Annotated in this window: 21 protein-coding genes and 1 tRNA gene; 13 read left to right on the plus strand and 9 right to left on the minus strand. The window is 35.3% G+C overall.

The window, feature by feature from the left end; genetic code table 11:
• Positions 1-55 precede the first annotated feature (55 nt).
• Together E0W69_RS15655 and E0W69_RS15660 are read left to right on the plus strand one after the other, a co-directional pair.
• Positions 56-1,999 carry a glycoside hydrolase family 35 protein gene (locus E0W69_RS15655; RefSeq protein WP_131330987.1) on the plus strand — a complete coding sequence of 648 codons (1,944 nt, stop codon included), beginning with the start codon at positions 56-58 and terminating at the stop codon, positions 1,997-1,999.
• Between the two features lie 65 nt (positions 2,000-2,064).
• Entirely contained in the window at positions 2,065-3,333 is a 1,269-nt protein-coding gene (locus E0W69_RS15660) for a retropepsin-like aspartic protease (RefSeq protein ID WP_131330988.1), read from the plus strand.
• A gap of 4 nt (positions 3,334-3,337) precedes the next feature.
• On the opposite strand, the gene E0W69_RS15665 is transcribed toward E0W69_RS15660, so the two are convergent.
• The 4 genes from E0W69_RS15665 to efp form a co-directional block, all read right to left on the minus strand.
• On the minus strand, positions 3,338-4,342 hold the full coding sequence (locus tag E0W69_RS15665; protein WP_131330989.1) for a zinc-binding dehydrogenase: 1,005 nt from the start codon (positions 4,340-4,342) through the stop codon (positions 3,338-3,340).
• A 92-nt stretch (positions 4,343-4,434) separates the two neighbouring features.
• Positions 4,435-5,781, minus strand: coding sequence for an acetyl-CoA carboxylase biotin carboxylase subunit (gene accC, locus E0W69_RS15670; RefSeq protein WP_131330990.1), 1,347 nt, complete (start codon positions 5,779-5,781; stop codon positions 4,435-4,437).
• Positions 5,782-5,893: 112 nt separating this feature from the next.
• The gene (gene accB, locus E0W69_RS15675; protein ID WP_131330991.1) at positions 5,894-6,364 is read right to left on the minus strand and encodes an acetyl-CoA carboxylase biotin carboxyl carrier protein; all 471 of its coding nucleotides are present in this window, start codon (positions 6,362-6,364) and stop codon (positions 5,894-5,896) included.
• Between the two features lie 78 nt (positions 6,365-6,442).
• A complete protein-coding gene (efp, locus tag E0W69_RS15680) occupies positions 6,443-7,009 on the minus strand; it encodes an elongation factor P (RefSeq protein WP_131330992.1) in 567 nt (188 codons plus the stop codon).
• A gap of 273 nt (positions 7,010-7,282) precedes the next feature.
• Here efp and purL point away from each other — a divergent pair, with 273 nt between their 5' ends.
• From purL to E0W69_RS15710, 6 genes are all read left to right on the plus strand, one after another.
• Positions 7,283-10,954 (plus strand): phosphoribosylformylglycinamidine synthase, encoded by a 3,672-nt coding sequence (gene purL / locus E0W69_RS15685; protein ID WP_131330993.1) that lies wholly within the window; start codon positions 7,283-7,285, stop codon positions 10,952-10,954.
• Between the two features lie 85 nt (positions 10,955-11,039).
• A complete protein-coding gene (gene coaE, locus E0W69_RS15690) occupies positions 11,040-11,636 on the plus strand; it encodes a dephospho-CoA kinase (RefSeq protein WP_131330994.1) in 597 nt (198 codons plus the stop codon).
• A 114-nt stretch (positions 11,637-11,750) separates the two neighbouring features.
• On the plus strand, positions 11,751-12,416 hold the full coding sequence (locus E0W69_RS15695) for a hypothetical protein (RefSeq protein ID WP_131330995.1): 666 nt from the start codon (positions 11,751-11,753) through the stop codon (positions 12,414-12,416).
• 92 nt (positions 12,417-12,508) lie between these two features.
• Positions 12,509-14,173, plus strand: coding sequence for a DNA polymerase/3'-5' exonuclease PolX (locus E0W69_RS15700; protein ID WP_131330996.1), 1,665 nt, complete (start codon positions 12,509-12,511; stop codon positions 14,171-14,173).
• 10 nt (positions 14,174-14,183) lie between these two features.
• The gene (locus E0W69_RS15705; protein WP_131330997.1) at positions 14,184-14,495 is read left to right on the plus strand and encodes a tetratricopeptide repeat protein; all 312 of its coding nucleotides are present in this window, start codon (positions 14,184-14,186) and stop codon (positions 14,493-14,495) included.
• Between the two features lie 3 nt (positions 14,496-14,498).
• A complete protein-coding gene (locus E0W69_RS15710; RefSeq protein ID WP_131330998.1) occupies positions 14,499-15,794 on the plus strand; it encodes an MFS transporter in 1,296 nt (431 codons plus the stop codon).
• On the opposite strand, the gene nth is transcribed toward E0W69_RS15710, so the two are convergent.
• Positions 15,781-16,437 carry an endonuclease III gene (gene nth, locus E0W69_RS15715; protein ID WP_131330999.1) on the minus strand — a complete coding sequence of 219 codons (657 nt, stop codon included), beginning with the start codon at positions 16,435-16,437 and terminating at the stop codon, positions 15,781-15,783. The genes E0W69_RS15710 and nth overlap by 14 nt on opposite strands.
• 48 nt (positions 16,438-16,485) lie before the next feature.
• Positions 16,486-16,887 (minus strand): DUF6249 domain-containing protein, encoded by a 402-nt coding sequence (locus tag E0W69_RS15720; protein WP_225321289.1) that lies wholly within the window; start codon positions 16,885-16,887, stop codon positions 16,486-16,488.
• Between the two features lie 146 nt (positions 16,888-17,033).
• Here E0W69_RS15720 and E0W69_RS15725 point away from each other — a divergent pair, with 146 nt between their 5' ends.
• Together E0W69_RS15725 and E0W69_RS15730 are read left to right on the plus strand one after the other, a co-directional pair.
• Positions 17,034-17,594: an RNA polymerase sigma factor gene (locus E0W69_RS15725; RefSeq protein ID WP_131331000.1), complete on the plus strand. Its 561-nt coding sequence runs from the start codon at positions 17,034-17,036 to the stop codon at positions 17,592-17,594.
• A 2-nt stretch (positions 17,595-17,596) separates the two neighbouring features.
• Positions 17,597-18,148, plus strand: a complete 552-nt coding sequence (locus E0W69_RS15730; RefSeq protein WP_131331001.1) for a hypothetical protein — start codon at positions 17,597-17,599, stop codon at positions 18,146-18,148.
• 29 nt (positions 18,149-18,177) lie between these two features.
• Here E0W69_RS15730 and E0W69_RS15735 read toward each other — a convergent pair whose 3' ends face one another.
• The 3 genes from E0W69_RS15735 to E0W69_RS15745 form a co-directional block, all read right to left on the minus strand.
• Complete coding sequence (locus tag E0W69_RS15735; RefSeq protein WP_131331002.1) at positions 18,178-19,122, minus strand: bestrophin family protein; 945 nt, start codon at positions 19,120-19,122, stop codon at positions 18,178-18,180.
• Positions 19,123-19,231: 109 nt separating this feature from the next.
• Positions 19,232-20,569, minus strand: coding sequence for a HAMP domain-containing sensor histidine kinase (locus E0W69_RS15740; RefSeq protein ID WP_131331003.1), 1,338 nt, complete (start codon positions 20,567-20,569; stop codon positions 19,232-19,234).
• Positions 20,559-21,257 carry a response regulator transcription factor gene (locus tag E0W69_RS15745; protein ID WP_131331994.1) on the minus strand — a complete coding sequence of 233 codons (699 nt, stop codon included), beginning with the start codon at positions 21,255-21,257 and terminating at the stop codon, positions 20,559-20,561. Before E0W69_RS15745 ends, E0W69_RS15740 begins: the two co-directional genes overlap by 11 nt.
• 90 nt (positions 21,258-21,347) lie before the next feature.
• On the opposite strand from E0W69_RS15745, the gene E0W69_RS15750 reads away from it, so the two are divergent.
• From E0W69_RS15750 to E0W69_RS15760, 3 genes are all read left to right on the plus strand, one after another.
• Positions 21,348-21,431: transfer RNA gene (locus E0W69_RS15750), tRNA-Leu, on the plus strand.
• Between the two features lie 166 nt (positions 21,432-21,597).
• The gene (locus E0W69_RS15755) at positions 21,598-22,419 is read left to right on the plus strand and encodes a hypothetical protein (protein WP_131331004.1); all 822 of its coding nucleotides are present in this window, start codon (positions 21,598-21,600) and stop codon (positions 22,417-22,419) included.
• Between the two features lie 197 nt (positions 22,420-22,616).
• Complete coding sequence (locus tag E0W69_RS15760) at positions 22,617-24,539, plus strand: T9SS type A sorting domain-containing protein (protein ID WP_131331005.1); 1,923 nt, start codon at positions 22,617-22,619, stop codon at positions 24,537-24,539.
• The last annotated feature ends 8 nt before the right edge of the window (positions 24,540-24,547 follow it).

The raw sequence follows: 24,547 nt of genomic DNA on the forward strand, positions 1-24,547 counted from the left end.
TTTTTGATATTTTATTTAATTTGTCTATTTTGTAGGCAAAATATTTCTTTCTCTCATGAAAAAATTACTTTTTTCGTTACTAGCAAGTGGACTCTTGACTATTTCTGTCTCCCATGCACAAAAAGCGAAACATACATTCAATATTGAAAATGGCCATTTTTTGTATGATGGTAAACCAATACAATTACATGCTGGTGAAATGCATTTCGCGCGCGTGCCACATCAATATTGGCGCCATCGTTTGCAAATGATCAAAGCAATGGGATTAAATGCAGTTACCACCTATATATTTTGGAATTGGCAAGAAACCGCTCCAGGTGTTTGGAATTTTAGTGGAGATCATGACGTCGCTGAATTTGTAAAAGAGGCGGGGGAAGAAGGATTGTTTGTATTACTCAGACCTGGTCCTTATGCATGTGGGGAATGGGAATTTGGTGGTTACCCTTGGTGGTTACCAAAAACAAAAGACATGGTAATCCGTGCAGACAACCCACCTTTTTTAGATAGTTGTAATAATTATATTCAAAAAATTGCCGGTCAATTAAAAGATTTACAAATCACGCATGGCGGACCTATTATTATGGTACAAGCTGAAAATGAATTTGGCTCTTATGTTGCGCAACGACCTGACATTACGCTAGAAAATCATCAAAAATATAGTTACAAAATCAAAGATTTGTTGGTGAAAGCTGGTTTTGACGTACCATTTTATACAGCAGATGGTAGTTGGTTATTCAAAGAAGGTTCCATTCCTGGTGCACTTCCTGGGGCTGACGGAGAAGACGATACTAAAAAATTGAAAACATTAGTAAACCAATATCACGACGGCATAGGTCCTTATTTTGTTGCAGAATATTACCCTGGTTGGCTGGATCATTGGGCGGAACCTTTTCCCAAAGTATCTGCTAGTTCAGTAGCCAAACAGCTTAGAAAATATGTAGAAGATACCGTTTCTTTCAATATGTATATGGTACATGGAGGCACTAATTTTGCATTTACATCAGGTGCAAATTATGAAGCACGACCGAAAGATGAAAAAGCACTCGATGGAAACCCCGTGAATGGAATGGGTAAAACAGAAACTAAAAAGCGAATCCAAAAAACCCATGATATTCAGCCAGATATGACGTCTTACGATTATGATGCACCTATTAGCGAAGCCGGTTGGGTTACGCCAAAATATGATTCCATTCGTAATCTTTTACAATCCCACAGTACAACAAAATTTCCAGCAGTTCCAGCAGCTATTCCGGTAATTTCAATTCCTGATATTACCCTAACAAAAGCAGCCAATTTATTGGAATTAGCAAAGAAAATCAAACCCGTAGAAAATGATAAGCCGTTGACATTTGAAGATCTGAATCAAGGGAATGGCTATATGCTTTATTCAAAGAAATTTACACAACCAATTCAAGGCACATTATCAATACCCGGTTTGCGTGATTTCGCAGTTATTTATGTGAATGGAAAAAAAGTTGGTGTATTGAATCGCTATTACAATAGTTACGATATGGATATCAATATTCCATCAAATGCAGAATTGCAGATATTGGTTGAAAATATGGGGCGGATCAATTATGGTGCGGAGATCATTCATAACACAAAGGGAATTATTAGTCCTGTAACCATTGGCAACAAGGAAATTATGGGCAATTGGCAGATGCGTTCTTTGCCTATGAGCGAAGAACCTAATTTGACAAAAGCCAAATCTAATTATTCCGAAGGAACTCCGACAATTTATCAAGGTTCTTTTAATTTGGATAAAACGGGGGATACTTTTTTTGATATGCGTGATTGGGGTAAAGGGATTGTATTTATCAATGGTAAAAATCTTGGCCGTTATTGGAGTACCGTTGGCCCACAACTAACTTTATATGTTCCTGGTGTTTGGTTGAAAAAAGGAAAAAATACAGTAGAAATTTTCGAGCAATTGAACGACTCTAAACAAACAGTTTTAAAAACGACAAAAACTCCGATTTTGGATCAGTTAGTGAAATAAATAAAATTTTCCTTAATTTTAAAAAGGGATGCAATTCCATTTGTGTCTCTTTTTAATTTTGACCCATGAAGCAGTGTATATTATTTCTGTCTATAACCCTTTTCCTATTTCTTGATGCATACGGTCAGAAGAAATATGAATCGTTGGGCAAATATTTGGAATCAAAAGATTATTTTTCCCTAAAATCCTATTTACATCATTCTACCCTCCCATTAGAAACAAAAGACAGTGTTTATTTTGAGTCAATTGTCCAAAATGCATTTGGAGAAAATGATGCTGCTATCAAGTCAATCCATTATCTAAGTGAACATTATGCTTCTGGATTAGACGATAATGCATGGATTAAGTTATTAAATGTTTTAGCGGATAGTTATGTAAAAACGTTTCAATACAATTCTGCTGCACAGACGTATGCCTTGTTGTTACAAGAATATGGATCAAAATTGTCCCCAAGTAACCAAATTGATTATAAAAACAATTACGAACTCTATCATGCATTAAAGAATATCGCAACGCAAACTATCCAAACTGTCCCTAACGATTCTTTTTCGATCTGGCGTGATCAAGTGAGTCTTTGGAATATCAATGTATCCGTAGATAAACAAGGAATTCAACCGTTTATTTTTGACTCCGGGGCTGGATTCTCAACGATCAGTGCTAGCACCGCAAATAAGTTAAACTTAAAAATTATTCCCTCAAATATTACAGTGGGAACGGCAACGGAGAAAAAAGTGTATTCCCAATTAGCCGTAGCAGATCAGATAGAATTTGGCTCTACTATTATTAAAAATGTCGTTTTTCTTGTTCTTCCTGATGACCAACTCAACTTTCCATCTATTCAATATCAGATTCATGGAATTATTGGGTTTCCTGTAATTAAAGAATTAGGTAAATTATCCATTTCTAATGCAGGAGTTGCTACCATACTTACGGCAGATTCAGCGATAGAACATGCAAATTTCTTTTATCAAGGAAATGCGATCATTGTGAAAGGTTTTTCGGGTAAATCATTGCTCAATTTTCATTTCGATACCGGAGCTAAGCAGTCAGAATTAGACGAAGATTATTACAAATCTCACAAATATATTGTCAAGAATTCTAGTAAAAAAGAGAAGGTAAATCTTGGCGGAGCTGGTGGAATTACATCATTCAAAGCGCTTCAATTATCAAAATTTCCATTAAAAATTGGTAATAGTCCGAGTAAGATTCTTGAAAATATCAACGTATATCCGGATAAAGAATCTCCTTATGGCAACGCATTGGGACAAGACTATATTCAATTATTTGATAAAGTAATTATCGATTTTAAAGATTGTAGTTTGGAGTTTAAGTAAATTTTTATTTGACTTTAATTACCACTTTTCCGTATTTGCTATTGCCTTTATCCATCGTGCGCATCGCGGTTTCTCCATCTTCCAAAGCAATTACAGAATCAATGATAGGATGAATTTTATGTTGTTCAATAAAGTCTAGCATTGCCTTAAAATCTGCCGGAGAACCAGCAGAAGAGCCGCAAATATTCAATTGTTTTGAAAAAATAGTACGACCATTCAATTCTGGTATAGCACCTGCCGTTTCGCCAAAGAAGACAATAGTTCCTCCTTTGGCAGCAAGATTGATCAAATCTTTAAATCCTTTACCTAAAGCACTATCAATAATTAAATCAAAGCTTCCGTATTTCGCTTGAAACTTCTCTGCCCAATCATCGTCATGATAATTTGCCCCAGCAATTGCACCGAGTCTTATGGCTTTTTCAATTTTTTCTTCATTACCAGATGTCACGAATACTTGTGCTCCTGCAGCTACTGCATATTGCAAAGCAAAAACAGCTGCACCACCGCCCGCACCGCAAATCAAAACTTTTTGCCCTGCTTTCAATTTTCCTCGTACAAACAATGCTCGATAAGCTGTTAAACCAGCTACAGGCAAAGCCGCAGTTTCATCAAAATTGAGGTGTGCAGGTTTTTCAAATAAATTAGCAATAGGAATTTTTACAAATTCTGCAAACGTGCCATTATCTGGAAGTCCAAGATTTTTATAATTAGCAGAGGGAAAACGCTCATCCGCACCCCAATTAAAACCCGGGTAAAGAACCACCTCTTTGCCGATCCAATTTTTATTTTCTGTATTACCACTCACTTTTTGTACAATTCCAGATCCATCACTACCCAAAATAATGGGAAATTTCAATCCCGCATATTGACCTTGTTGTATCCACCAATCTCTATGATTAACGGCAGCAGCTCTTATTTCAACCAATGCTTCATCCGAATTCAGAACCGGAATATTCACATCTTCTAATTTTAATTCTGCTTTTATTCCATTCAAAACCAATGCTTTCATGAGTTATTCGTTTGGCTTAAAGATACTATTATTCAAATGAAAAAGCCTCCAAATATTCGGAGGCTTTTCGCTAATTTATTTGTAAAAAGAAATTATTCAGGTTTCTTTAATTCAAAATCTTCTAAGAATTTAGTAGTGAAATTACCACTTCTAAAATTCTCATCCTGCATCAATTGCAAATCAAAAGGAATGGTTGTTTTGATACCTTCAATAACATATTCGCTCAATGCGCGGTACATTGTATCAATTGCTTCTTCTCTAGTTGCGGCAACTGCTATTAACTTACCGATCATGGAATCATAATATGGAGGAATCACATAACCTGCATAGCAATGACTATCCACACGTACACCGTGACCACCTGGCGTATGCAAAACGGTTATTTTACCAGGAGATGGACGAAAATCATTGAAAGGATCTTCTGCATTGATACGACATTCAATTGCATGTCTTTGAGGATTATATGAAACACCCGAGATTTTATCTCCTGCAGCGATTTTAATTTGTTCTTTGATCAAATCGAAACCAGTAACTTCTTCTGTCACGCAATGTTCTACTTGAATTCTAGTATTCATTTCCATGAAATAGAAATTTCTATGTTTGTCTACCAAGAATTCCAAAGTACCTACACCTTCATAAGAGATAGCAGAAGCGGCTTTGATAGCAGCTTCACCCATTTGTTCACGCAATTTTGGTGTCATAAATGGAGAGGGAGATTCTTCTACTAATTTTTGGTGACGACGTTGGATCGAGCAATCACGCTCGCCAAGATGACAAACGGTACCGTATTGGTCACCTGCAACTTGAATTTCAATGTGACGAGGTTCTTCTACAAATTTTTCCATGTAGACACCACCATTATTGAAAGATGCAAGGGCTTCACGTTGTGCAGTTTCCAAGTTTGTTTCCAAATCTTCTTCTTTCCACACTTCTCTCATTCCTTTACCTCCACCGCCGGCAGTTGCTTTTAGAATGATTGGATATCCGATTTTTTTAGCTAAAACTTTTGCTTCTTCTACATCAGAAATCAACCCTTCACTACCAGGAATACAAGGAACGCCTGCTTTGATCATTGTTTCTTTCGCAGTGATTTTATCGCCCATCATATTGATCTGCTCTGCAGTGGGTCCGATAAATTTAATACCGTGCTCTGCACAGATCTGAGAAAATTTAGCATTTTCTGCCAAAAAACCATATCCTGGATGGATCGCATCTGCATTGGTAATCTCTGCCGCAGCCATCAAACGTGGAATATTCAAATAAGAATCTGAGCTCTGCGCTTTACCTATACATACGGCTTCGTCTGCAAATCTTACATGTAAACTGTCTTTATCAGCAGTAGAATAAACGGCTACAGTGCTGATGCCCATTTCGCGGCAAGTACGGATGACACGCAGCGCAATCTCACCTCTATTCGCGATTAATATTTTTTTAAACATTTTTATTAAATGGTCATTTTTATTACACAAATAAAGGTTCATAGAACCAATAATATGTCGTGATTGACAACAAATTAAATAGCGACTATGAACCTTTTTACATTATAACTTATTATGGTTCAACCAAGAATAAAGGTTGATCATATTCTACAGGAGAAGCGTCGTCTACTAAAACTTTTACGATTTTACCAGAAACTTCACTTTCGATTTCATTGAACAATTTCATTGCTTCAATTACGCAAACAACTTTTCCTACAGTAACGTCAGCGCCCTCATCCACCAAATTTGGTTTTTCAGGAGCAGATTTACGATAAAACGTTCCGATCATTGGACTTTTGATCGTAATGTATTTATCAGAATTATCTTCTACAGAAGCAGGAGTACTAGCAACTGGAAGAGCCGCAGCAACTGGTGCAGCAGATATAGCTACTGGAGTGATCGCGGGTGCCGCTTGTGTATATACAGGAGCTGGGTCTTCTTTTTGTTTGATACAGATTTTGAAGTCTTTTTCTTCAATACACAATTCACCAATATTACTTTTATTGATGGTTTTGATCAATTCTTGTATTTGTTTGAAATCCATTTTTTCTAAATTAGTATAATAGAATATATAACTTGAATGTATAAAGAATGTTTACAGTTGTATAAACATTTGGCAATCTTATTCTTTTACGCGTTCAACATAATCGCCCGTTTTCGTATTGATACGGATCAATTCACCTTCATTAACAAACAAAGGAACGTTTACGGTAGCACCTGTTTCAATAGTTGCTTGTTTCAAAGCTCTTGTTGCGGTATCTCCTTTCAAACCTGGCTCGCAATAAGTGATTCTAACAACGATTTTTTCTGGAAGTTCCGCATTGATAGGTTGTTCAGTTTCCGTATTAATAAATACACTGATATCACTACCATCTTTCAAGAATTGTGGAGCATCGATCAAACTTTCAGCAAGACTAAACTGTTCAAATGTCTCTGTATCCATTACGTTATACCCAGTTTCATCCTTATAAAGATATTGATACGTTTTCTTTTCAACTCTTACAGGAAAGATATTTTCACCTGAGTTCCAAGTTTTTTCAATCGTTCTTGTATTGTCAACTCCTTTTAATTTAGCCCAAAGTTTTGCTGCAGAACGCGCAGTTTTGTTTTCACCGAATTCAATAACAGAATACAAACTGCCGTCTAATTTCAGTATCATTCCACGGCTAATATCCGATGTAGTTGCCATAATTTACGTTTCGTATTTTTTTTAAAATAAAATAACAGAGCGCAAAAGTAATACTTTTATGTTATTTGGTCTATTCTTCTCAAAAATCTCGCAATTATTGACATTTGTCAATCTTTTGAAAGATTTAATAAAATTTAGAGAAATGAAGACATCCTTCAATAAAGTGAATCACAATTTAGAATTCATTGAAATATGTTTCAGATTCGGAAAATGCTATAATTTCTTGTAATTTTGCGTTTTATTTTTTGAATGACTTTCTTTCAATAAAACATAATGATACATTTCTTTGTGAATCAGTCGGAAACCGTATATGCGGTACAGACTGCCAACGCATTTTCGCCCGAAGACATTTCTAAACTCAATTGGTTATTTGGCAACGCCCGAAAGATTGAGTCCGAAAATTTGAATGAACACTTTGTAGGACCGCGCGCTGCGATGATAACACCTTGGAGTACCAATGCTGTAGAGATTACACAGAATATGGGAATCCAAGGTGTTATTCGTATAGAGGAGTTCCAAAAGGTTGCAGTTGACTATACAGCCTTTGATCCGATGATTTCTCAGAAATACCCAGCACTGACGCAAACCATGTTTACCATCGATATCCAACCAGAACCCATTTTGGAAATTGATGATATTGAAGCGTATAACAAACAAGAAGGTTTGAGTTTAAATAAGGAAGAAGTTGGTTACCTAAACTCATTGAGTGAAAAATTAGGTAGAAAATTGACAGATTCCGAAGTTTTCGCCTTTTCTCAAGCCAATTCGGAACATTGCCGTCACAAGATTTTCAACGGAACTTTTATCATTGATGGAGAAGAAAAACCAACTTCTTTATTCAAATTGATAAAAAAGACATCCGAAACAAATCCAAACGATATTATCTCAGCTTATAAAGACAACGTGGCATTTGTAAAAGGTCCAGTTGTAACGCAGTTTGCTCCAAAAACTGGCGACAAACCAGATTTTTATACGGAGAAAGAATTCCAATCTGTTCTTTCTCTAAAAGCAGAAACACATAATTTTCCTACTACCGTTGAACCTTTTGCAGGTGCGGCAACGGGTGCCGGCGGTGAGATTCGAGACCGTCTAGCAGGCGGACAAGGGGCATTGCCATTGGCAGGCACGGCAATTTACATGACCGCTTATTCTCGTTTATTGGAAGATCGCCCTTGGGAAAAAGCCATGAATGAACGCAAATGGTTGTACCAAACACCTTTGGAAATATTGATTAAAGCTTCTAATGGAGCTTCTGATTTCGGTAATAAATTTGGTCAGCCATTGATTACAGGTTCGGTGTTGACATTCGAACATGAAGAAAACGGTCGCAAATTGGGCTATGACAAAGTCATCATGCAAGCGGGCGGTGTCGGTTATGGCAAATTAGAACAAGCGAAAAAACATACACCTGAAAAAGGCGACAAAATAGTTATACTCGGTGGTGAAAACTACCGTATCGGAATGGGCGGCGCGGCTGTATCTTCTGCGGAAACAGGCGCTTTTGGTTCGGGTATTGAATTAAATGCCATCCAACGTTCCAATCCAGAAATGCAAAAACGTGCTGCCAATGCCATTCGCGCGATGGTAGAAGCGGATACGAATCCGATTGTTTCTATACATGATCACGGCGCAGGTGGACATTTGAACTGCTTATCCGAATTAGTAGAAGAAACTGGCGGATTGATAGACATGGACAAATTGCCGGTCGGCGATCCTACTTTATCCGCAAAAGAAATTATCGGTAACGAATCTCAAGAACGTATGGGCTTGGTGATCGGTGAAAAAGATATTGCAGAATTAAAAACTGTCGCGGATCGTGAACGTGCGCCTATGTTTACGGTGGGTGACGTTACGGGTGATCATAGATTTACATTTGAATCAGAAACTACCGGCATAAAGCCGATGGATTTTGATTTGCATGATTTCTTCGGTTCTTCTCCTAAAACGATCATGCAAGACAAAACCGTGAAACATCAATATGCAGATTTGTCTTACGATGTAAAAGAATTACCTACTTATTTGCACCAATTATTACAATTGGAAGCGGTGGCGAGTAAAGATTGGTTGACCAATAAAGTGGATCGTTGTGTGGGCGGACGTGTAGCCAAACAACAATGTGTAGGTCCATTACAATTGCCATTGAACAATGTCGGCGTAATGGCTTTGGATTACAAATCAACAGAAGGAATTGCTACAACAGTAGGACATTCTCCATTGACGGCATTGATTGATCCAGTTGCAGGTTCTCGCAATGCGATTGGCGAAGCACTTTCTAATATTGTATTTGCACCTATCAAAGATGGTTTGAAAGGAATTTCGCTTTCTGCCAATTGGATGTGGGCTTGTAAAAATGAAGGTGAAGATGCGTCCTTATACGAAGCGGTAAAAGGTTGTTCGGACTTTGCGATTGCCTTAGGTATCAATATCCCAACGGGTAAAGATTCTCTATCCATGAAGCAACGCTATGCTGATGGTGATGTAATTGCGCCAGGTACCGTCATTATTTCCGCAGGTGGAAATTGTACAGATATTAATAAAGTAGTTGAACCCGTTTTACGCAAAAATGCAGGTTCTATATACTATATCGGCTTATCAAAAGATGAATTCAAATTAGGCGGTTCATCCTTCGGACAAATTTTGAATAAAATAGGTCAAGAAGCTCCGACAATTAAAGATGCAGCTTATTTCAAAAAAGCATTTAACACGATCCAAGATTTGATCAAAAATGATCAAGTTGCCGCTGGACACGATATTGGTTCTGGAGGTTTGATTACGACTTTATTGGAAATGACATTTGCCGATATCAATTTGGCTGCGGATTACGACATTTCTGGTTTGTATGAATCGGATACAGTAAAAGCATTATTCAATGAAAATATTGCGGTTGTTTTACAAGCAAATAACGATGAAGCATTTGAAACTGCGTTGAAAAATGCCGGAATTGAATTTGTAAAAATTGGTAAAGCAGTCGAAGGACCACAAGTTTCCTTTAGAAACAATTTGGATTCATTCACATTTGATGTAGCCGAATTAAGAGATACTTGGTTCAAAACATCTTATTTGCTCGATCAAAAACAAACGAAGAATAATAAAGCGCAGGAGCGTTTTGATAATTACAAAAATCAGCCATTGAAATATATTTTCCCTCAAAATTTTGATGGGAAAAGACCAACCAATGATTTTTCCTCTCCACGTCCAAAAGCGGCCATCATCCGTGAAAAAGGTTCTAACTCTGAACGCGAAATGGCGAATGCAATGTATTTATCTGGTTTCGATGTGAAAGATGTACATATGACGGATTTGATTTCTGGTAGAGAGACTTTGGAAGATATTCAATTCATTGGCGCTGTTGGTGGATTTTCCAATTCAGATGTTTTAGGTTCTGCGAAAGGTTGGGCGGGCGCATTTTTATACAATGAAAAAGCAAAAGCGGCTTTAGATAATTTCTTTGCACGTCCTGACACGATGAGTGTCGGCATTTGTAACGGTTGTCAATTGTTGATGGAATTAGAATTGATCAATCCTGATCACAAAGAGCATGGCAAATTGTGGCACAATGATTCACATAAACATGAATCCAATTTTGTTTCTGTAACGATTCAGGAAAATAATTCTATCATGTTGTCTTCTCTAGCTGGAGCGACTTTGGGTGTTTGGATTTCACATGGTGAGGGGAAATTCCATTTGCCAAATACAGAAAATCAATATCATATTGTAAGTAAATATGCGTACGATCAATATCCACATAATCCAAACGGATCAGATTATAACACAGCAATGATGTGTGACAATACGGGTCGTCATTTGGTGACTATGCCGCATATTGAAAGATCTACTTTCCAATGGAATTGGGCATATTATCCTGAAAATCGCACAGATGAGGTTTCCCCATGGTTGCAAGCATTTGTCAATGCTAAAAACTGGTGTGTAGCCAATAAAAAATAATCTAAACAATCATTTTTATAAAAAGGAAAGCATTTCTATATGGAAATAGCTTTCCTTTTTTACTTTTGGAAAGAAATCGAATGTTATGCTAAAAATCGGATTAACGGGCGGAATAGGAAGTGGTAAAAGCACCGTAGCTAAAATTTTCCAAACTTTAGGCATTCCTGTTTTTGATGCAGATACGGTAGCGAAATCTATAATGAATGAAAATGCCGAACTCAAATTAAAAATCCAACAGCAATTCGGAGACGCAACATATAAAGACGACGTTTTGGATCGCGCGTATTTAGCAAATATCGTATTCAAAGATCCATATCAATTGGCGATTTTAAATAGTTTGGTGCATCCTGCAACGATACAAGCTGCAGAGGATTGGTTCCAAAAACAATCCGTACCTTACGTTATTAAAGAAGCGGCGTTATTATTCGAGTCAGGAACCGCTGGTAATTTGGATGAAGTGATTGGCGTATATGCTCCTTTGACAGTTCGGTTAGCTCGTGTTAAAAAGCGTGACAATGCAGATATTGAAGCAATAAAAAATCGTATGAAGAACCAAATTGAGGAAGAAATGAAAATGAAATTATGTGATCGAATAATTTACAATAATGACTCCGAAGCCATTTTACCTCAAGTATTACAATTACACAAATATTATTTGCAAAAAAGCCAACAACACGTTTAAACTTTTCGTAAATTAGTTGGAAAGAAAATTTTTTGTTAAAGACAGTATTTTATTAATCTTTCCCATTATTTTTATAGTCAAATCTTCAAATTAAAACCTAAATAAATCATAAACATGAAAAAGCTATTACTATGGAGTTTGTTATTAGCAACAGCCGTAGGCTTCACTGCTTGTAGTACATCGCAGTTGAGTTCAAGCTGGGCAGCTAAAAATGCACCAGAAACAAAATTTAAAAAGATTCTCATCTTAGGTATGATGAGCAAAAAGAATCTTGGCGTAAAATCCAAGATGGAAGCTGAGTTAGTTAAAGATTTATCCAAATATGGTCAAACAGCTGTTGCTGCAACTGCCGAATATGCACCTAATACATTCAGCAAAATGAATGAATCCGAAGCATTGGAAAAATTCAACAACGAAGGTTATGATGGCGTTATGACCATTACCTTAGTGGATAAAGACAAACAAAACAGATTTATGCCAGGTGGTGGTTGGGGTCCAGGCTTTTACCCATACTATGGTAGTTTCTGGGGATACTATTCCTATTATTCTCCTTGGGCTTGGGGTCCAGGATGGGGCGGCGGATACGGTTATGGCGGTGGTACATATACAACTACCAACTATATCTTCGAAACCAATTTGTATGATGTAACAGCAAATAATACATTGTTGTACTCTGCACAGTCAACATCATTTGACCCTAGTTCTGCTAATAACTTAGCAACTGATTACGCTCGTACAATTGTGAAAGATTTATTGGCAAAGGGATTTATCAATAAATAATATTTTCAATAAGTAATAGATTAAGCTACCTTTTAGGTAGCTTTTTTTATGGAAAAAAATTAGCTTCGCAAGTATAGTTCAATTATTCAAATATGATCAATAACGAAATAATCGCTGGCAATTTTGCACTTCTTGCCAAACTCATGGAAGTAAATGGAGAAAATCCTTTCAAAATTAAATCCTACGCCAATGTGGTGCGAACGATTGAAAAATATCCACAAGAATTAAGCGAATTACTAGAAGCAGAATTATTTCAAATAAAAGGAATTGGAGACGCTATTGGGAATAAAATTATAGAGCAATTACACACAGGCAAATTAACACTTTTAGAAAAATATTTGCAAGAAACACCTGCGGGCATAATTGAAATGTTGCAAATAAAAGGCCTGGGCGTCAAAAAAATAGTGACGATTTGGAAAGAATTGGGCATTGAAACTTTGGGCGAATTATTATACGCTTGCGAAGAAAATCGCTTGATGCACTATAAAGGTTTTGGTGAAAAAACGCAGGAAAATATAAAAGCAATCATAGAATTTTATCTAAAAAGTCAAGGTTTACTTTTATATGCAGAAGCGGAAGCTTTTTATAATTTGATTCAAAAAACACTTGACAAATACAAGAATTTTCAATTCTTAATTGCAGGCGCCTACCGAGAACAACAAGAGATTATAGAAAAATTGGTGTGGGTAACGGATGCAGATAAAGTCACTTTAGAATCAATAGCAGAAAAATTAAACTGGACAATTATCGATCCCTCTGAAAAAACTATAGAATTTATCACCGCAGAAAAATTGAAGTTAGTATTTCATTTTTCAACAAAAGAGTCGATTGTTGTAGATCAATTTTTACAAACTGGTTCGGATGAATTTCATGCAATTTTTCCATTAAATAAGGAAACAACAATTACTCAAGAAGAAGATATTTTTACAAATGCGGGCTTGCATTATATTCCAGCCTATCGTAGAGATTATCCCGAAATTATTGAAACAGCCAAACAAAAGGAAATTGAAATTGGCATACAAGTAGATCAGATTAAAGGTATTATTCACTGTCATAGTGTGTGGAGTGATGGCGCCAATACTATTGAAGAAATGGCATTGGCCGCTGCAAATCTAAATATGGAATATATTGCGATGAGTGATCACTCTCAATCCGCATTTTATGCCAATGGCCTAACTCCGGAAAGAATCTTAGAACAGCATAAAGAAATTGAAGATCTCAATACAAAAAATAACACGATTCCCATTTTTAAAAGTATTGAAAGCGATATTTTGTACGATGGAAATTTGGATTACGCGCCAGAAATTTTATCTCAATTTGATATAATTATCGCATCCGTGCATTCCATTTTAAAAATGGATAAAGAAAAAGCGACAAGCCGCATTATTGCAGCAGTGGAGAATCCTTTTACCTCTATTTTGGGACATATGACGGGCCGATTGCTTTTATCTAGAGCGGGATATCCGATTGACCATTCATCTGTCATTGATGCATGCGCAGCCCATAACGTCGTCATCGAGTTAAATGCACATCCTAGAAGATTAGATATTGATTGGAAATGGATCGACTATGCACTCAATAAAGGCGTAAAAATTTCTATCAACTCTGATGCGCATAGTACAGAGGGGTTAAAAGTGTTGAAATACGGCGTATTAGTTGCGCAAAAGACAGGATTATCCACTACGCAAAATATTAGTAGCTATAGTTTGGATGCATTCCAAGAATTTTTACAACAACAAAAAACAAAAAGACCTTAATTTTAGCAATATGGACCGAATTGAAAAAATAAAAGAATTATTAAAAGATAATCCTATAGACAGTTTTCTTAGACATGCACTCGCATTAGAATATATCAAATTAGAAGATTTCACCCTTGCACAGCAGACATTCATTGAACTTTTGAATGATGACCCTAATTATGTTGGTTCCTATTATCACATAGCCAAATTATTAGAAAGTCAAAACGAAAAAGAAAAAGCAATTTTTTACTATGAAAAAGGAATGGAAATCGCCAAGAAATTAAATGATCGGCACGCTTATAACGAATTGCAATCCGCCTACGAAGAATATTTATACTAAACTATGACAGAAATTTCAAATAATACGACCACTGGATCTCGTTTAAAATCTATAGTTGGCGGCTCGATTGGTAACCTTGTAGAATGGTACGATTGGTATACCTATTCCGCATTTGCGTTGTATTTTTCGGCATCGTTTTTCCCTTCTGGAAATACAACGGTGGAACTATTAGATTCTGCAGCCGTATTTGCAGGAGGATTTTTAATGCGCCCGATTGGAGGTTGGTTATTTGGAAATATCGCAGACAAATTAGGGCGTAAAAAATCCATGACAATTTCTGTTTTATTAATGGCTATTGGCTCATTGATGATTGCATTTTGTCCCAACTATAAAAGTATAGGCATATTTGCTCCGATAGTTTTGATTTTAGCACGATTAATTCAAGGTGTGAGTGTCGGTGGTGAGTATGGTACTTCCGCTACTTATTTGAGTGAAATGGCAACTCCAAAGCGAAGAGGTTTTTTCGCGAGTTTTCAATATGTGACGCTTGTAGGCGGACAGTTGGTCGCACTCGGCGTGCAATTAATTTTGCAAAAAAATATGGATGCCGCGGAATTGTATAGTTGGGGCTGGCGTATTCCTTTTGTTTTAGGTGCAGTAATTTCTGTCATAGCCTTGTATTTACGACAACATATTGCAGAAACAAGTGCATTTGAAAAAGAAAAACAAGACGCGAATCCTTCCAAAGAAAAACAAGGCATCCAACTATTATTGCAATATCCAAAAGAAGTATTGACTGTTGTAGGCTTAACCTTGGGAGGAACTATTGGATTTTATACGTATAGTATTTATATGCAAAAATTTCTTGTGAATACAGTTCATTTAACCAAAGAAACCTCCACAGAATTGACATTTACGAGCTTGTTACTATTTGCATTTTTGCAACCCTTATTTGGTTTGCTTTCAGATAAAATTGGAAGAAAACCTTTGTTGATTTCCTTTGGTGTTTTGGGTACGATTTTCACCGTTCCATTAATGACGTTTTTAAGTCATCAAACGAATACGACAATTATTTTTCTTTTAATCATGTGCGGCTTGGCTATTATTAGTGGTTATACGAGTATCAATGCGGTGGTAAAAGCAGAATTATTTCCAGCCAAAGTGCGTGCTTTAGGCGTTGGGTTACCGTATGCCTTGACAACCGCTATTTTCGGCGGCACAGCAGAAGTTGTGGCTCTTTGGTTTAAGAAAATCGGTCATGAAAATTATTTTTATTGGTACGTAACTATAACGATTTTCATTTCCCTAACTATTTACCTGACGATGAAAGATTCCAAACATCATTCTAAGATGGAGTAGCCGTTTTTTGTAAAGTTTGATAGTATTTACAAACCTCCGTCAGACCACATTTTTCACACTTTGGCGTGCGCGCAAGGCATGTGTATCGACCATGTAAAATCAACCAATGGTGTGCAATATGAATCAGTTCTTTGGGTATATGTTTGATTAATTGTTTTTCCGCAGCCAATACAGTTGTCGCTTTATTAGTCAATCCAATACGCGCAGACACCCTAAAAACATGCGTATCGACCGCCATATTAGGTTGGTGATCCACTACAGAAGTGATTACATTAGCAGTTTTCCTACCTACACCAGGTAATTTTACTAATTCATCCACTGTCATGGGAATCTCACCATCAAAATCATTTCGTACCATTTGCGCCATAGAGATCAGGTGACGCGCTTTACTATTGGGATATGAAATACTTTTAATGAGAGGAAATAATGCATCAAAATCCGTCTCACTCAACGTAACAATATCTGGATATTTATGAAAAATGGCAGGCGTAGTTAGGTTAACGCGCTTATCGGTACATTGTGCAGAAAGCATCACTGCAACCAATAGCTGATAGGTATTTTCATAGTGTAATTCTGTCTCTGCGACAGGCATGTGCTCTTGAAAATAATTTAAAACAAATGTGTAACGATCATTAATTCGCATCGCAAAAAATTAGTTACACAAATGTAGAAAATAAATTTACAACTAGAGTTAAGCTTCTTCAACCTCTCCTTTCACTTTTTTCTCAGCGGCTTCTACTCTTTTTATCCAATTTACTTCAATTTTATAACTGACAATAAATCCGATGCCCGCAAATAATAAAATCAAACCAAAATAAATAGCAGGGATATCATTTCTAAAAACAGTTTCATTAATCCAACCTGCAAAAAACAATCCCAAACCTGCACCGCCCAATGGCAAGCCTATTCTTAAAGCGGTAAATGATCTTGGCATTAATACGTTACTTTTTGTTCCTGGTAATTTAGGATTCATACCGCGCTCAATCATTGCGATATTCTCTTTATTTTTAAGATAAAAAATTCCAAAAATTGTTAATAATATACCGATGGTCATAATGATCAACCAAAAAATTGCAAGATTACTGTTATCCATAATTTTAATTTTTTAAATTTCTAATAATTGGTCACAGCAATTAGGACGCTGATTGTAAAAATTAGGTTACAGAAAATTATAAAAAAATTATTTTCTTTTTTTCGTAACCAAAAATAAAGAGCTGTCGTCTAACTTTATCATAATACATGAATCTCGATAACGACAATATAATTATCCAAAAAGTCCTGCAAGGAGATGTCAACGCATATTCCGAGTTGGTTGCTCGCTATCAGAATTATGTATTTACACTGGCGTTGCGTATAGTTAAGAATAGAGAGGATGCGGAGGAAGTGGCACAAGATAGTTTTATAAAAGCGTATTCATATTTAAAAGATTTTCGAGCGGATAGCAAATTTAGCACTTGGTTATATACAATAGTACAAAGAAATGCCATCAGTCATCTTCGGAAAAAAAGATTAGAAACGTCTGAAATGAATGAGGAGCGATATGAATATCTCGCAGACAAATCCTCCATATTAGAAAATATCAACTATAATACCGACAAAGCGTTATTATCTAAGGCGATGAATCTATTAAAACCGGATGACGCATCTATTTTATCTTTGTTTTATTTGCAAGAACAATCTCTGGAAGAAATAGGGCAAATTATCGGACTCGACACAAATACGTGCAAAGTCAGATTATTTAGAGCAAGACAAAAGTTGAAAGTCATTTTAGAAAATAATTTTACAGAACTAAAAAGATAATCATGGAAAATTTTAGTTTGAATAATATAGATACAACAGAAATAGAATTTATAGTTTGGCAATTTCACCATCAACTACTTTCTCCTACAGAGCAGGAAGATGTTGCCTTAAAAATTGCGAATGCTACTCAATGGGCGAATATTTTGGATAAGATAAAGCAAGAAGAACTACAATTTCAAACATTGGAAGAAGAGCAGCCTTCTATGCGTTTTACCAAAAATATCATGGAAGCGATCCAACCATTGGAAATTAAAAAGCCTATTCATAACTATGTCAATAAAAAAATAATACAATTAGCAGCAATTTATTTCCTAGCAATCTTAACTATTACAGTAATATTGCTAACGAATCAAATTATACATAACTGGGATAGTAGCAAATCATTTCAATTAAATATTAGTTTGATAAATCCAATCCAACTCAATAGTATGACGAAATATATCAGTCCACAATTGATCTATTGTTTTTATGGAATCAACTTAGTGACAGCTATGATTCTCATACAAAACTATCTCATACATCGTATTAAAGACAAAAACGCTTCTAAATTATAGAAGCGTTTGTTCGTTTTGGTGCGGCTATTTTACATTTGATAATATTGCTTATCGTAAGGGTAATCTGGCAATGCTACCGGAGGATGCCCTGCTACGAAAGACGTATCATCATTAATCATCTGCTGAATATCTCGTTGGATATTATTAGCTATAGTTGAAACTGGAGTATCTGTTGGCTTATTCTCAAATGGATCTTGTAAATAGATCGCCATTTTTTCAATTAATAAAAATAATGTAGCAATGATTATCACCATCGGAATTTCAAATATGTGAAATGTTTCAAATAATGAAAATGGTAACAACATTAAAAAAAAGTTTAAGGACAAATGAAGAAATATAGTATACGTGGATGGGAATATAGTTCCTTTAATACGTTCACATTTGCCCATACTATCACTAAAACGCGTCAAAATATCGTCCATATTACATTGCTGGTAACTATTAATCCAACCTTTTTGCAAAGCAATTGCTAGATCACGTCCATGCAATTCTAATAGTGCATTGGGCACATTTACATACTGACTAACATATTTAAAATCCTCTTCACTTAACAAAGGTTGTAAATATTTCAATGGATTGCGACCACGTAAAGAACGTCCCAACGCTTGTGTCCAAGCGGCGTGTCTCAATGTAAATTTCCGTACAAAAGCCTTTGCTTCAGTGGATTCTACACCTACTGTAAAAGTGATTAATTGACGCGTAATACTACGAGAATCGTTTACAATAGCACCCCAAACTATCCGAGCTTCCCACCAACGATCATACGCTTGATTAGAACGAAATGCCAATAGCAAAGAAATCACAGTACCCATAACCATAGGCACCGCAATAGGAATTTCTGGTAAGGGATTATGCTCAGACTTCAACACCAAAAATAAAATCCCAATTATAATAGTATACACTGTTATAAAAAGAATCTCCCACTTTATCGTTTTAAATAAATAGGAAAATGGTATATTTTTATTTAATAACATCCGCTTCTTATTTCAATAATTCAAATACAAAATTATTATTTCTTGTAGACATGAATTAGAAAAACGGATTAAAAAGAGATTAGAAAATTCTTAATAAAATTTAAAAGAATTAATTCATCATTGGTAATGAAACTATTACTTCCGTACCAATACTGACCAAGGATTGCACTTTAATGGCACCGTGATGCATTTTTATAATACTATTACTTAACGGAAGTCCGATCCCAAATCCTGGTAAATTCTGTGCATTTGAAGCTCTAAAATAGGGGTCAAAAATCTTCGCAATATCTTGCTCTGGTATACCGACTCCCTTGTCCACAAAATGAACTTCAATGGTTTTATCTAGTATCTCCACTTTGATATAAATAGGTTGATAGTTGGAATATTTGATCGCATTAACGATAATATTAGAAAATGCCAATTGTAATAATCCTTTATTCCCCATAACGTTCATTGAATTTTCAGACTTAAGTTGTCCAACAAATTCTAACTGAATCTTAAATTGGTGAGAAAGTTTTTCTTGCACTTCTTTGATTTCCAATAGTAAATCACGCAGATTTATCTCAGACATTAATATCTGTTGATTTACATATTGTGCACGTGCAAGTCCTAATAAGTTTTGAGTAAGATCTTTTAATCGCTCTGCCTGTTGTAATATTATATGCAAAGCATTGACGTATTGGTCAGACGAACGATCTTTTAATAATGCAAATTCCGCTTCTCCTATTATAGTCGTCAGAGGTGTATTAAACTCATGCGAGGCTTGACTTACAAAGTTTTTCTGTGCTTCGAAAGATGTTTCCATACGATCAAGCATTTCGTTAAATGTATCTGTCAATTCCTTAATTTCATCTTCTCCACTTGACCTAGGCAATCTCATATTTAAATTACCAGAACCAATTTTTTGCACTTGGCGAGTTATGTTTTTTACAGGTGTAAATATTTTTCGAGAAAAAATGATAGTCATTATTACTAGAAACAAAAATGCAATACCTAAACCTACTAAAAGGATAGTTTCCAAATTACTTAGATACTCTTTCTGTAATTCATCCGCAGACCCAACAACTATGATATAATTTTTGCCATTCCAGTGATATAGTTCTCCTTGATATATATAGTCATCTTTCTCCCAGACTGCATGTCCATTATTGAGAATATTTTTAAGAGTTGTTTCAGTCCATTGATATTTTTGAAATATTAGGGAGTCATTATTAACAGGAATAAAAAAAGATTGCTCTTTGTATAATTTACCCTCATTCAAATATTGTTTTGCATTTTTCGGATCGGAAAAAGTTCTATGCAAAAGATGGATTCTATAGGACAATTGCTGATCCAATTCTTTAGTGGTATCTCTACTAGCAAAAAAATATACAAATAGTGCAAGTGAAATAATTACTATAGTGGAAGCGGCTAATAGTAAAAGTGCTATTTTATTCCTAATTTTCATAATCCGCTTTTAACATGTAGCCCATACCAATAATCGTTTGAATAATTTTTGGTTCAAATCCTTTGTCCACTTTTTTCCTTAAATAATTCATATAAACATCCACTACATTGGTACCCATATCGAAATCAATACCCCAAACATGTTCTAACAATTCCATTCTTGAAAGTACCTTATGTTTATTTAGCAACATATATTCCAACAATTTGTACTCGGTTGGAGTCAGTAATATAGACATTTCGGCTCTCGATACATTTTTAGAATAGCGATCCATCAACAGAGTCCCTTCTCTCAATTCTTTTATAGTCTCTTCATCATTTTTGGAATCTCTTCTTAGTAAATTCCTTATTCTTGCAGAAAGCACTTTAATACTAAACGGCTTAGTCAAATAATCATCAGCACCTATATCTAAGCCTTGGACAATATCCTCGGGAGAGTCTAATGCTGTCAACATTAATATTTTAATAAAATTCTTTTCCTTCCTTAGTTTTTGACAAAGATCTAATCCTGTCATTTCAGGCAACATTCGATCTAAAAGAACTAAATCGTAATTCCCATTTTGGATTTGGGCATAGGCTTGGAGTCCATTATAGGCAATATCTACGGCAAAGCCTTCTTCTAATAAGACCTTAGAAACTAGCGAAGCTAGATGGAGTTCATCTTCTACGATCAAAATCTTTTTACCATTCATCACTTGGCAAACTACTGCAAATCTGGGAGAATTAAAATTTTTAGGAATAGTTTTAATATTTAAACATTAACCCTATTTTTGCATCGCTCCGCGGAGGTGGCGAAATTGGTAGACGCGCAACGTTGAGGTCGTTGTGTCCGCAAGGACTTGGGAGTTCGAATCTCCTCTTCCGCACTTATTAATTATAACTGTTTGATTTACACATATTTATTCTATACAATCAATTTATAAAATCAAAATAAGCTTTCTTAATTCAATACATTCAACATATTTGGCAGCATCTTACATAAATGATATTAAAAATATAACACTATTGACGAAATGCTTATAACCCTTAGATATGCGAATAAATAAAATTTCAAATAAGAGTTTATTTTATATTTCTTACATATTTTTTTTCCTTTCTATAATAATCTCCTTTGCTGAAGAAGAAAACGCAAAACTTACGATTACAAGTAGTTGCGAATTATTAATTGGAATATTCTTAAATATTTACGCAAGAAGAAATAATTTCAGCTACTATTGGAGGGAAAAGAAATTTTATGTTATCATAGTTGCTCTAGTTGTAATTAGTGCTATATTTAATGCATTCACGAATATTAGATATAGTTTGGCAAATCAAACGCAAAACATCACTAATACACATAAAGTATCCAATTCAGAAAATGTCGATTTTATAAACATGCAAAATGAGGCATCAAAAATAGCACAAACAGAGGCCGAGCATGAACTAGTAAAAAATTTTGAAATATTTACGGAACAGTTTAATTTATTTTCAACTACCAATTTTGCCACTAAAAATTTTAATCATTACAACAGACTAAGGGGAACATCGACTATTTATAGTGTTTTTTTCAGTGACCACAACAGCTTAATTATTCAAGAAAATCAGACTACAGAAACAATATCTTCGATTACTGTTTTAGGAAGTATACTTGCCTCCAAAGATGATTATTTTAGTTTTATAAATACGGTAAGTCAAACTATTTCTGGTGCAGAACCGTCAATCAGCAAAGATGTTAAAGACAAAATAATCATTCAGCTTGCAAAAGATATAAAATACAATAAAATTGTTGATAGCTTTTATTTTAATGTTTTCAAATTCAATGTTTTCAATAAATCAAAACAGCCAATACATTTCACTATAGGCAAAGCAAATTAAGTAAACTGTATTCATAATTCCGAAATTTAAGTAATAACACAGACCACTACGAAACAATATCGTTGTTTTTATACTTTACGCCTAAAATCGTTGACAATATTGATATATATCTGTTTTTGAATAAAATTATTTAGCAAAGAACAATATAAGCTAAGTATTTTTATATGTTTGTTTAACAACTTCTAAATTAACATTTCATGAATCAAAATTCTACACTTTTTTCCTTCTTTTTGTTTGCTTCTGTTATACAGTTCAGTTCAAATTCATATGGTCAAGCATGTGCAACTTCCGAAAGAACAATTAATCCGAATTTTACAACCACTACAACCACCACCGCATACGATGCGAAGACATTCTCAAACAATGGTTGGACAGGAACTACGAACAACACAGGAACTCTTTATCTTACTTCAGATGGAATTCAGTTCAGCGACAATGATGCCACTCAAGTAATTAATCAAAATATGACAAATGTCAATTTGCTCGGCAATGGCACTACCCTGATCCTTACACTAGCAGTAAATAGAGCGAATCCAAGTAATTCAGGAGAAGCATCTTTGGCAATTAGTTATGCCAATGTGACTTATGCCTCGTTTTCTAATCCCGCAGGAACGCCTACATCGTCAACAATAACACTCAGTAATGGAGCGAGTTCAAGCCAGACAACTTTTCCAATATCGGCGGCGACTTCACTCAATTATACAACATTCACATTAACCCTTCCTACTACAATTCCGAATAATGGAATACTCACATTCTCCTTCAATGCAGGAAATGTTGCAGGTGATTTCAATATAAAATCAGCGAGTGTATTAGGATGTCCAGTTACAATATCAGGAAGTGTTTTGGACGACAAAAATGGATTAACTGATAATTTGGTAAATAATACAGGTACAGCAACCTTACCAACTGGACAATACGTTAATTTGATAAATAATGCGACATCATCCGTTATAGCTTCCAGTGCTGTTTCAGCAGCAGGCGCATATAACTTTTCTACGACTGGAAGTACAGGAACTCAGCCAAGTAGTGGATATTCTTTGAAATTAACAACCGCTGCAACGTCTACAACGGCTACGCAATCATCAGGATGGGTATTTACTGGTCAATCATCGACAAATGGAGGTAGCAATATTGGTACAGGAGGTACGGGTAATGTGAGTATATCAAGTATTCCGACTGCAAATGCAACGTATTTTTATGGAATCAATTCCATACCGACTGCCACGCTTGTAAATAAAGGTCCATACACTATTAATCAATTCCCATTAACTGATTTAACGAATTATAGGGGAATATTATCCAGCGATGCAAATGCGACAACTCTTTCAGGTACGGATGCAGAGGATGGAACTTTGGGGACTGGTAGTTCGTTTAAAATTGTTAGTTTATTGAACGGAACACAATTATATTATGGATCATCCTCAATCTCATCTACGCAACTAGTTGCAGGTTCAACAATAACAAATTATACACCCTCTTTATTAAGAATGTATAGCCCTCTGAGTTCTACAGGAGTGTATTTTACATACCAATCAATAGATCAAGCATCTACACCATCAACTAATCAAACTTATACAATATATTCCTCCTATCCATTGCCAGTTGTACTGTCAGATTTTATAGCCAAACTCAACAATAACATCGCAACTTTAAGTTGGAAAGGTGTTACAGAGATTAATTTTTCAACCTACTATATTGAAGCTAGTAGTGACGGTAGTAATTTTAACACAATCGGTCAAATTAAAGGAACGGGAAGCCGTTCTGTATATTCATTTCAATATAACTTAACTCAGCCATTAACCTATTTTCGCCTTAACATGGTTGATTTAGATGGAACGATAAAATATTCAGATATTATATCGTTGAATAAAAGTAACCTAAATACTTCTTTATCTTTATATCCCAATCCCACTGCAGGACCACTCACTATCAATAACTTACCTGAGGGTGATAAAAATATAGTTATCCTTGATCTTAATGGCAGAGTCCTTCATAGCTATCAAACATCCAATCTAAGTCTTAATATTGATCTACCCAATCTAACCGCGGGAATTTATTTGGTCAAAATAAAGGGGAAAAACGGCGACATAAACACCTTAAAATTTATCAAAAAATAAAAATATAA

The sequence above is a fragment of the Rhizosphaericola mali genome, assembly GCF_004337365.2.
Lineage (GTDB): Bacteria > Bacteroidota > Bacteroidia > Chitinophagales > Chitinophagaceae > Rhizosphaericola > Rhizosphaericola mali.

What these genes read in the sequence shown, in the direction of transcription:
- E0W69_RS15760 (WP_131331005.1), top strand. Translation starts at nt 22,617, where the DNA reads ATGAATCAAAATTCTACACTTTTTTCCTTCTTTTTGTTTGCTTCTGTT.
- accB (WP_131330991.1), bottom strand. Translation starts at nt 6,364, where the DNA reads ATGGATTTCAAACAAATACAAGAATTGATCAAAACCATCAATAAAAGT.
- E0W69_RS15745 (WP_131331994.1), bottom strand. Translation starts at nt 21,257, where the DNA reads ATGAATGGTAAAAAGATTTTGATCGTAGAAGATGAACTCCATCTAGCT.
- E0W69_RS15665 (WP_131330989.1), bottom strand. Translation starts at nt 4,342, where the DNA reads ATGAAAGCATTGGTTTTGAATGGAATAAAAGCAGAATTAAAATTAGAA.
- E0W69_RS15710 (WP_131330998.1), top strand. Translation starts at nt 14,499, where the DNA reads ATGACAGAAATTTCAAATAATACGACCACTGGATCTCGTTTAAAATCT.
- efp (WP_131330992.1), bottom strand. Translation starts at nt 7,009, where the DNA reads ATGGCAACTACATCGGATATTAGCCGTGGAATGATACTGAAATTAGAC.
- purL (WP_131330993.1), top strand. Translation starts at nt 7,283, where the DNA reads ATGATACATTTCTTTGTGAATCAGTCGGAAACCGTATATGCGGTACAG.
- nth (WP_131330999.1), bottom strand. Translation starts at nt 16,437, where the DNA reads ATGCGAATTAATGATCGTTACACATTTGTTTTAAATTATTTTCAAGAG.
- E0W69_RS15735 (WP_131331002.1), bottom strand. Translation starts at nt 19,122, where the DNA reads ATGTTATTAAATAAAAATATACCATTTTCCTATTTATTTAAAACGATA.
- E0W69_RS15700 (WP_131330996.1), top strand. Translation starts at nt 12,509, where the DNA reads ATGATCAATAACGAAATAATCGCTGGCAATTTTGCACTTCTTGCCAAA.
- E0W69_RS15720 (WP_225321289.1), bottom strand. Translation starts at nt 16,887, where the DNA reads ATGGATAACAGTAATCTTGCAATTTTTTGGTTGATCATTATGACCATC.
- E0W69_RS15725 (WP_131331000.1), top strand. Translation starts at nt 17,034, where the DNA reads ATGAATCTCGATAACGACAATATAATTATCCAAAAAGTCCTGCAAGGA.
- accC (WP_131330990.1), bottom strand. Translation starts at nt 5,781, where the DNA reads ATGTTTAAAAAAATATTAATCGCGAATAGAGGTGAGATTGCGCTGCGT.
- E0W69_RS15730 (WP_131331001.1), top strand. Translation starts at nt 17,597, where the DNA reads ATGGAAAATTTTAGTTTGAATAATATAGATACAACAGAAATAGAATTT.
- E0W69_RS15755 (WP_131331004.1), top strand. Translation starts at nt 21,598, where the DNA reads ATGCGAATAAATAAAATTTCAAATAAGAGTTTATTTTATATTTCTTAC.
- E0W69_RS15740 (WP_131331003.1), bottom strand. Translation starts at nt 20,569, where the DNA reads ATGAAAATTAGGAATAAAATAGCACTTTTACTATTAGCCGCTTCCACT.
- E0W69_RS15695 (WP_131330995.1), top strand. Translation starts at nt 11,751, where the DNA reads ATGAAAAAGCTATTACTATGGAGTTTGTTATTAGCAACAGCCGTAGGC.
- E0W69_RS15660 (WP_131330988.1), top strand. Translation starts at nt 2,065, where the DNA reads ATGAAGCAGTGTATATTATTTCTGTCTATAACCCTTTTCCTATTTCTT.
- coaE (WP_131330994.1), top strand. Translation starts at nt 11,040, where the DNA reads ATGCTAAAAATCGGATTAACGGGCGGAATAGGAAGTGGTAAAAGCACC.
- E0W69_RS15655 (WP_131330987.1), top strand. Translation starts at nt 56, where the DNA reads ATGAAAAAATTACTTTTTTCGTTACTAGCAAGTGGACTCTTGACTATT.
- E0W69_RS15705 (WP_131330997.1), top strand. Translation starts at nt 14,184, where the DNA reads ATGGACCGAATTGAAAAAATAAAAGAATTATTAAAAGATAATCCTATA.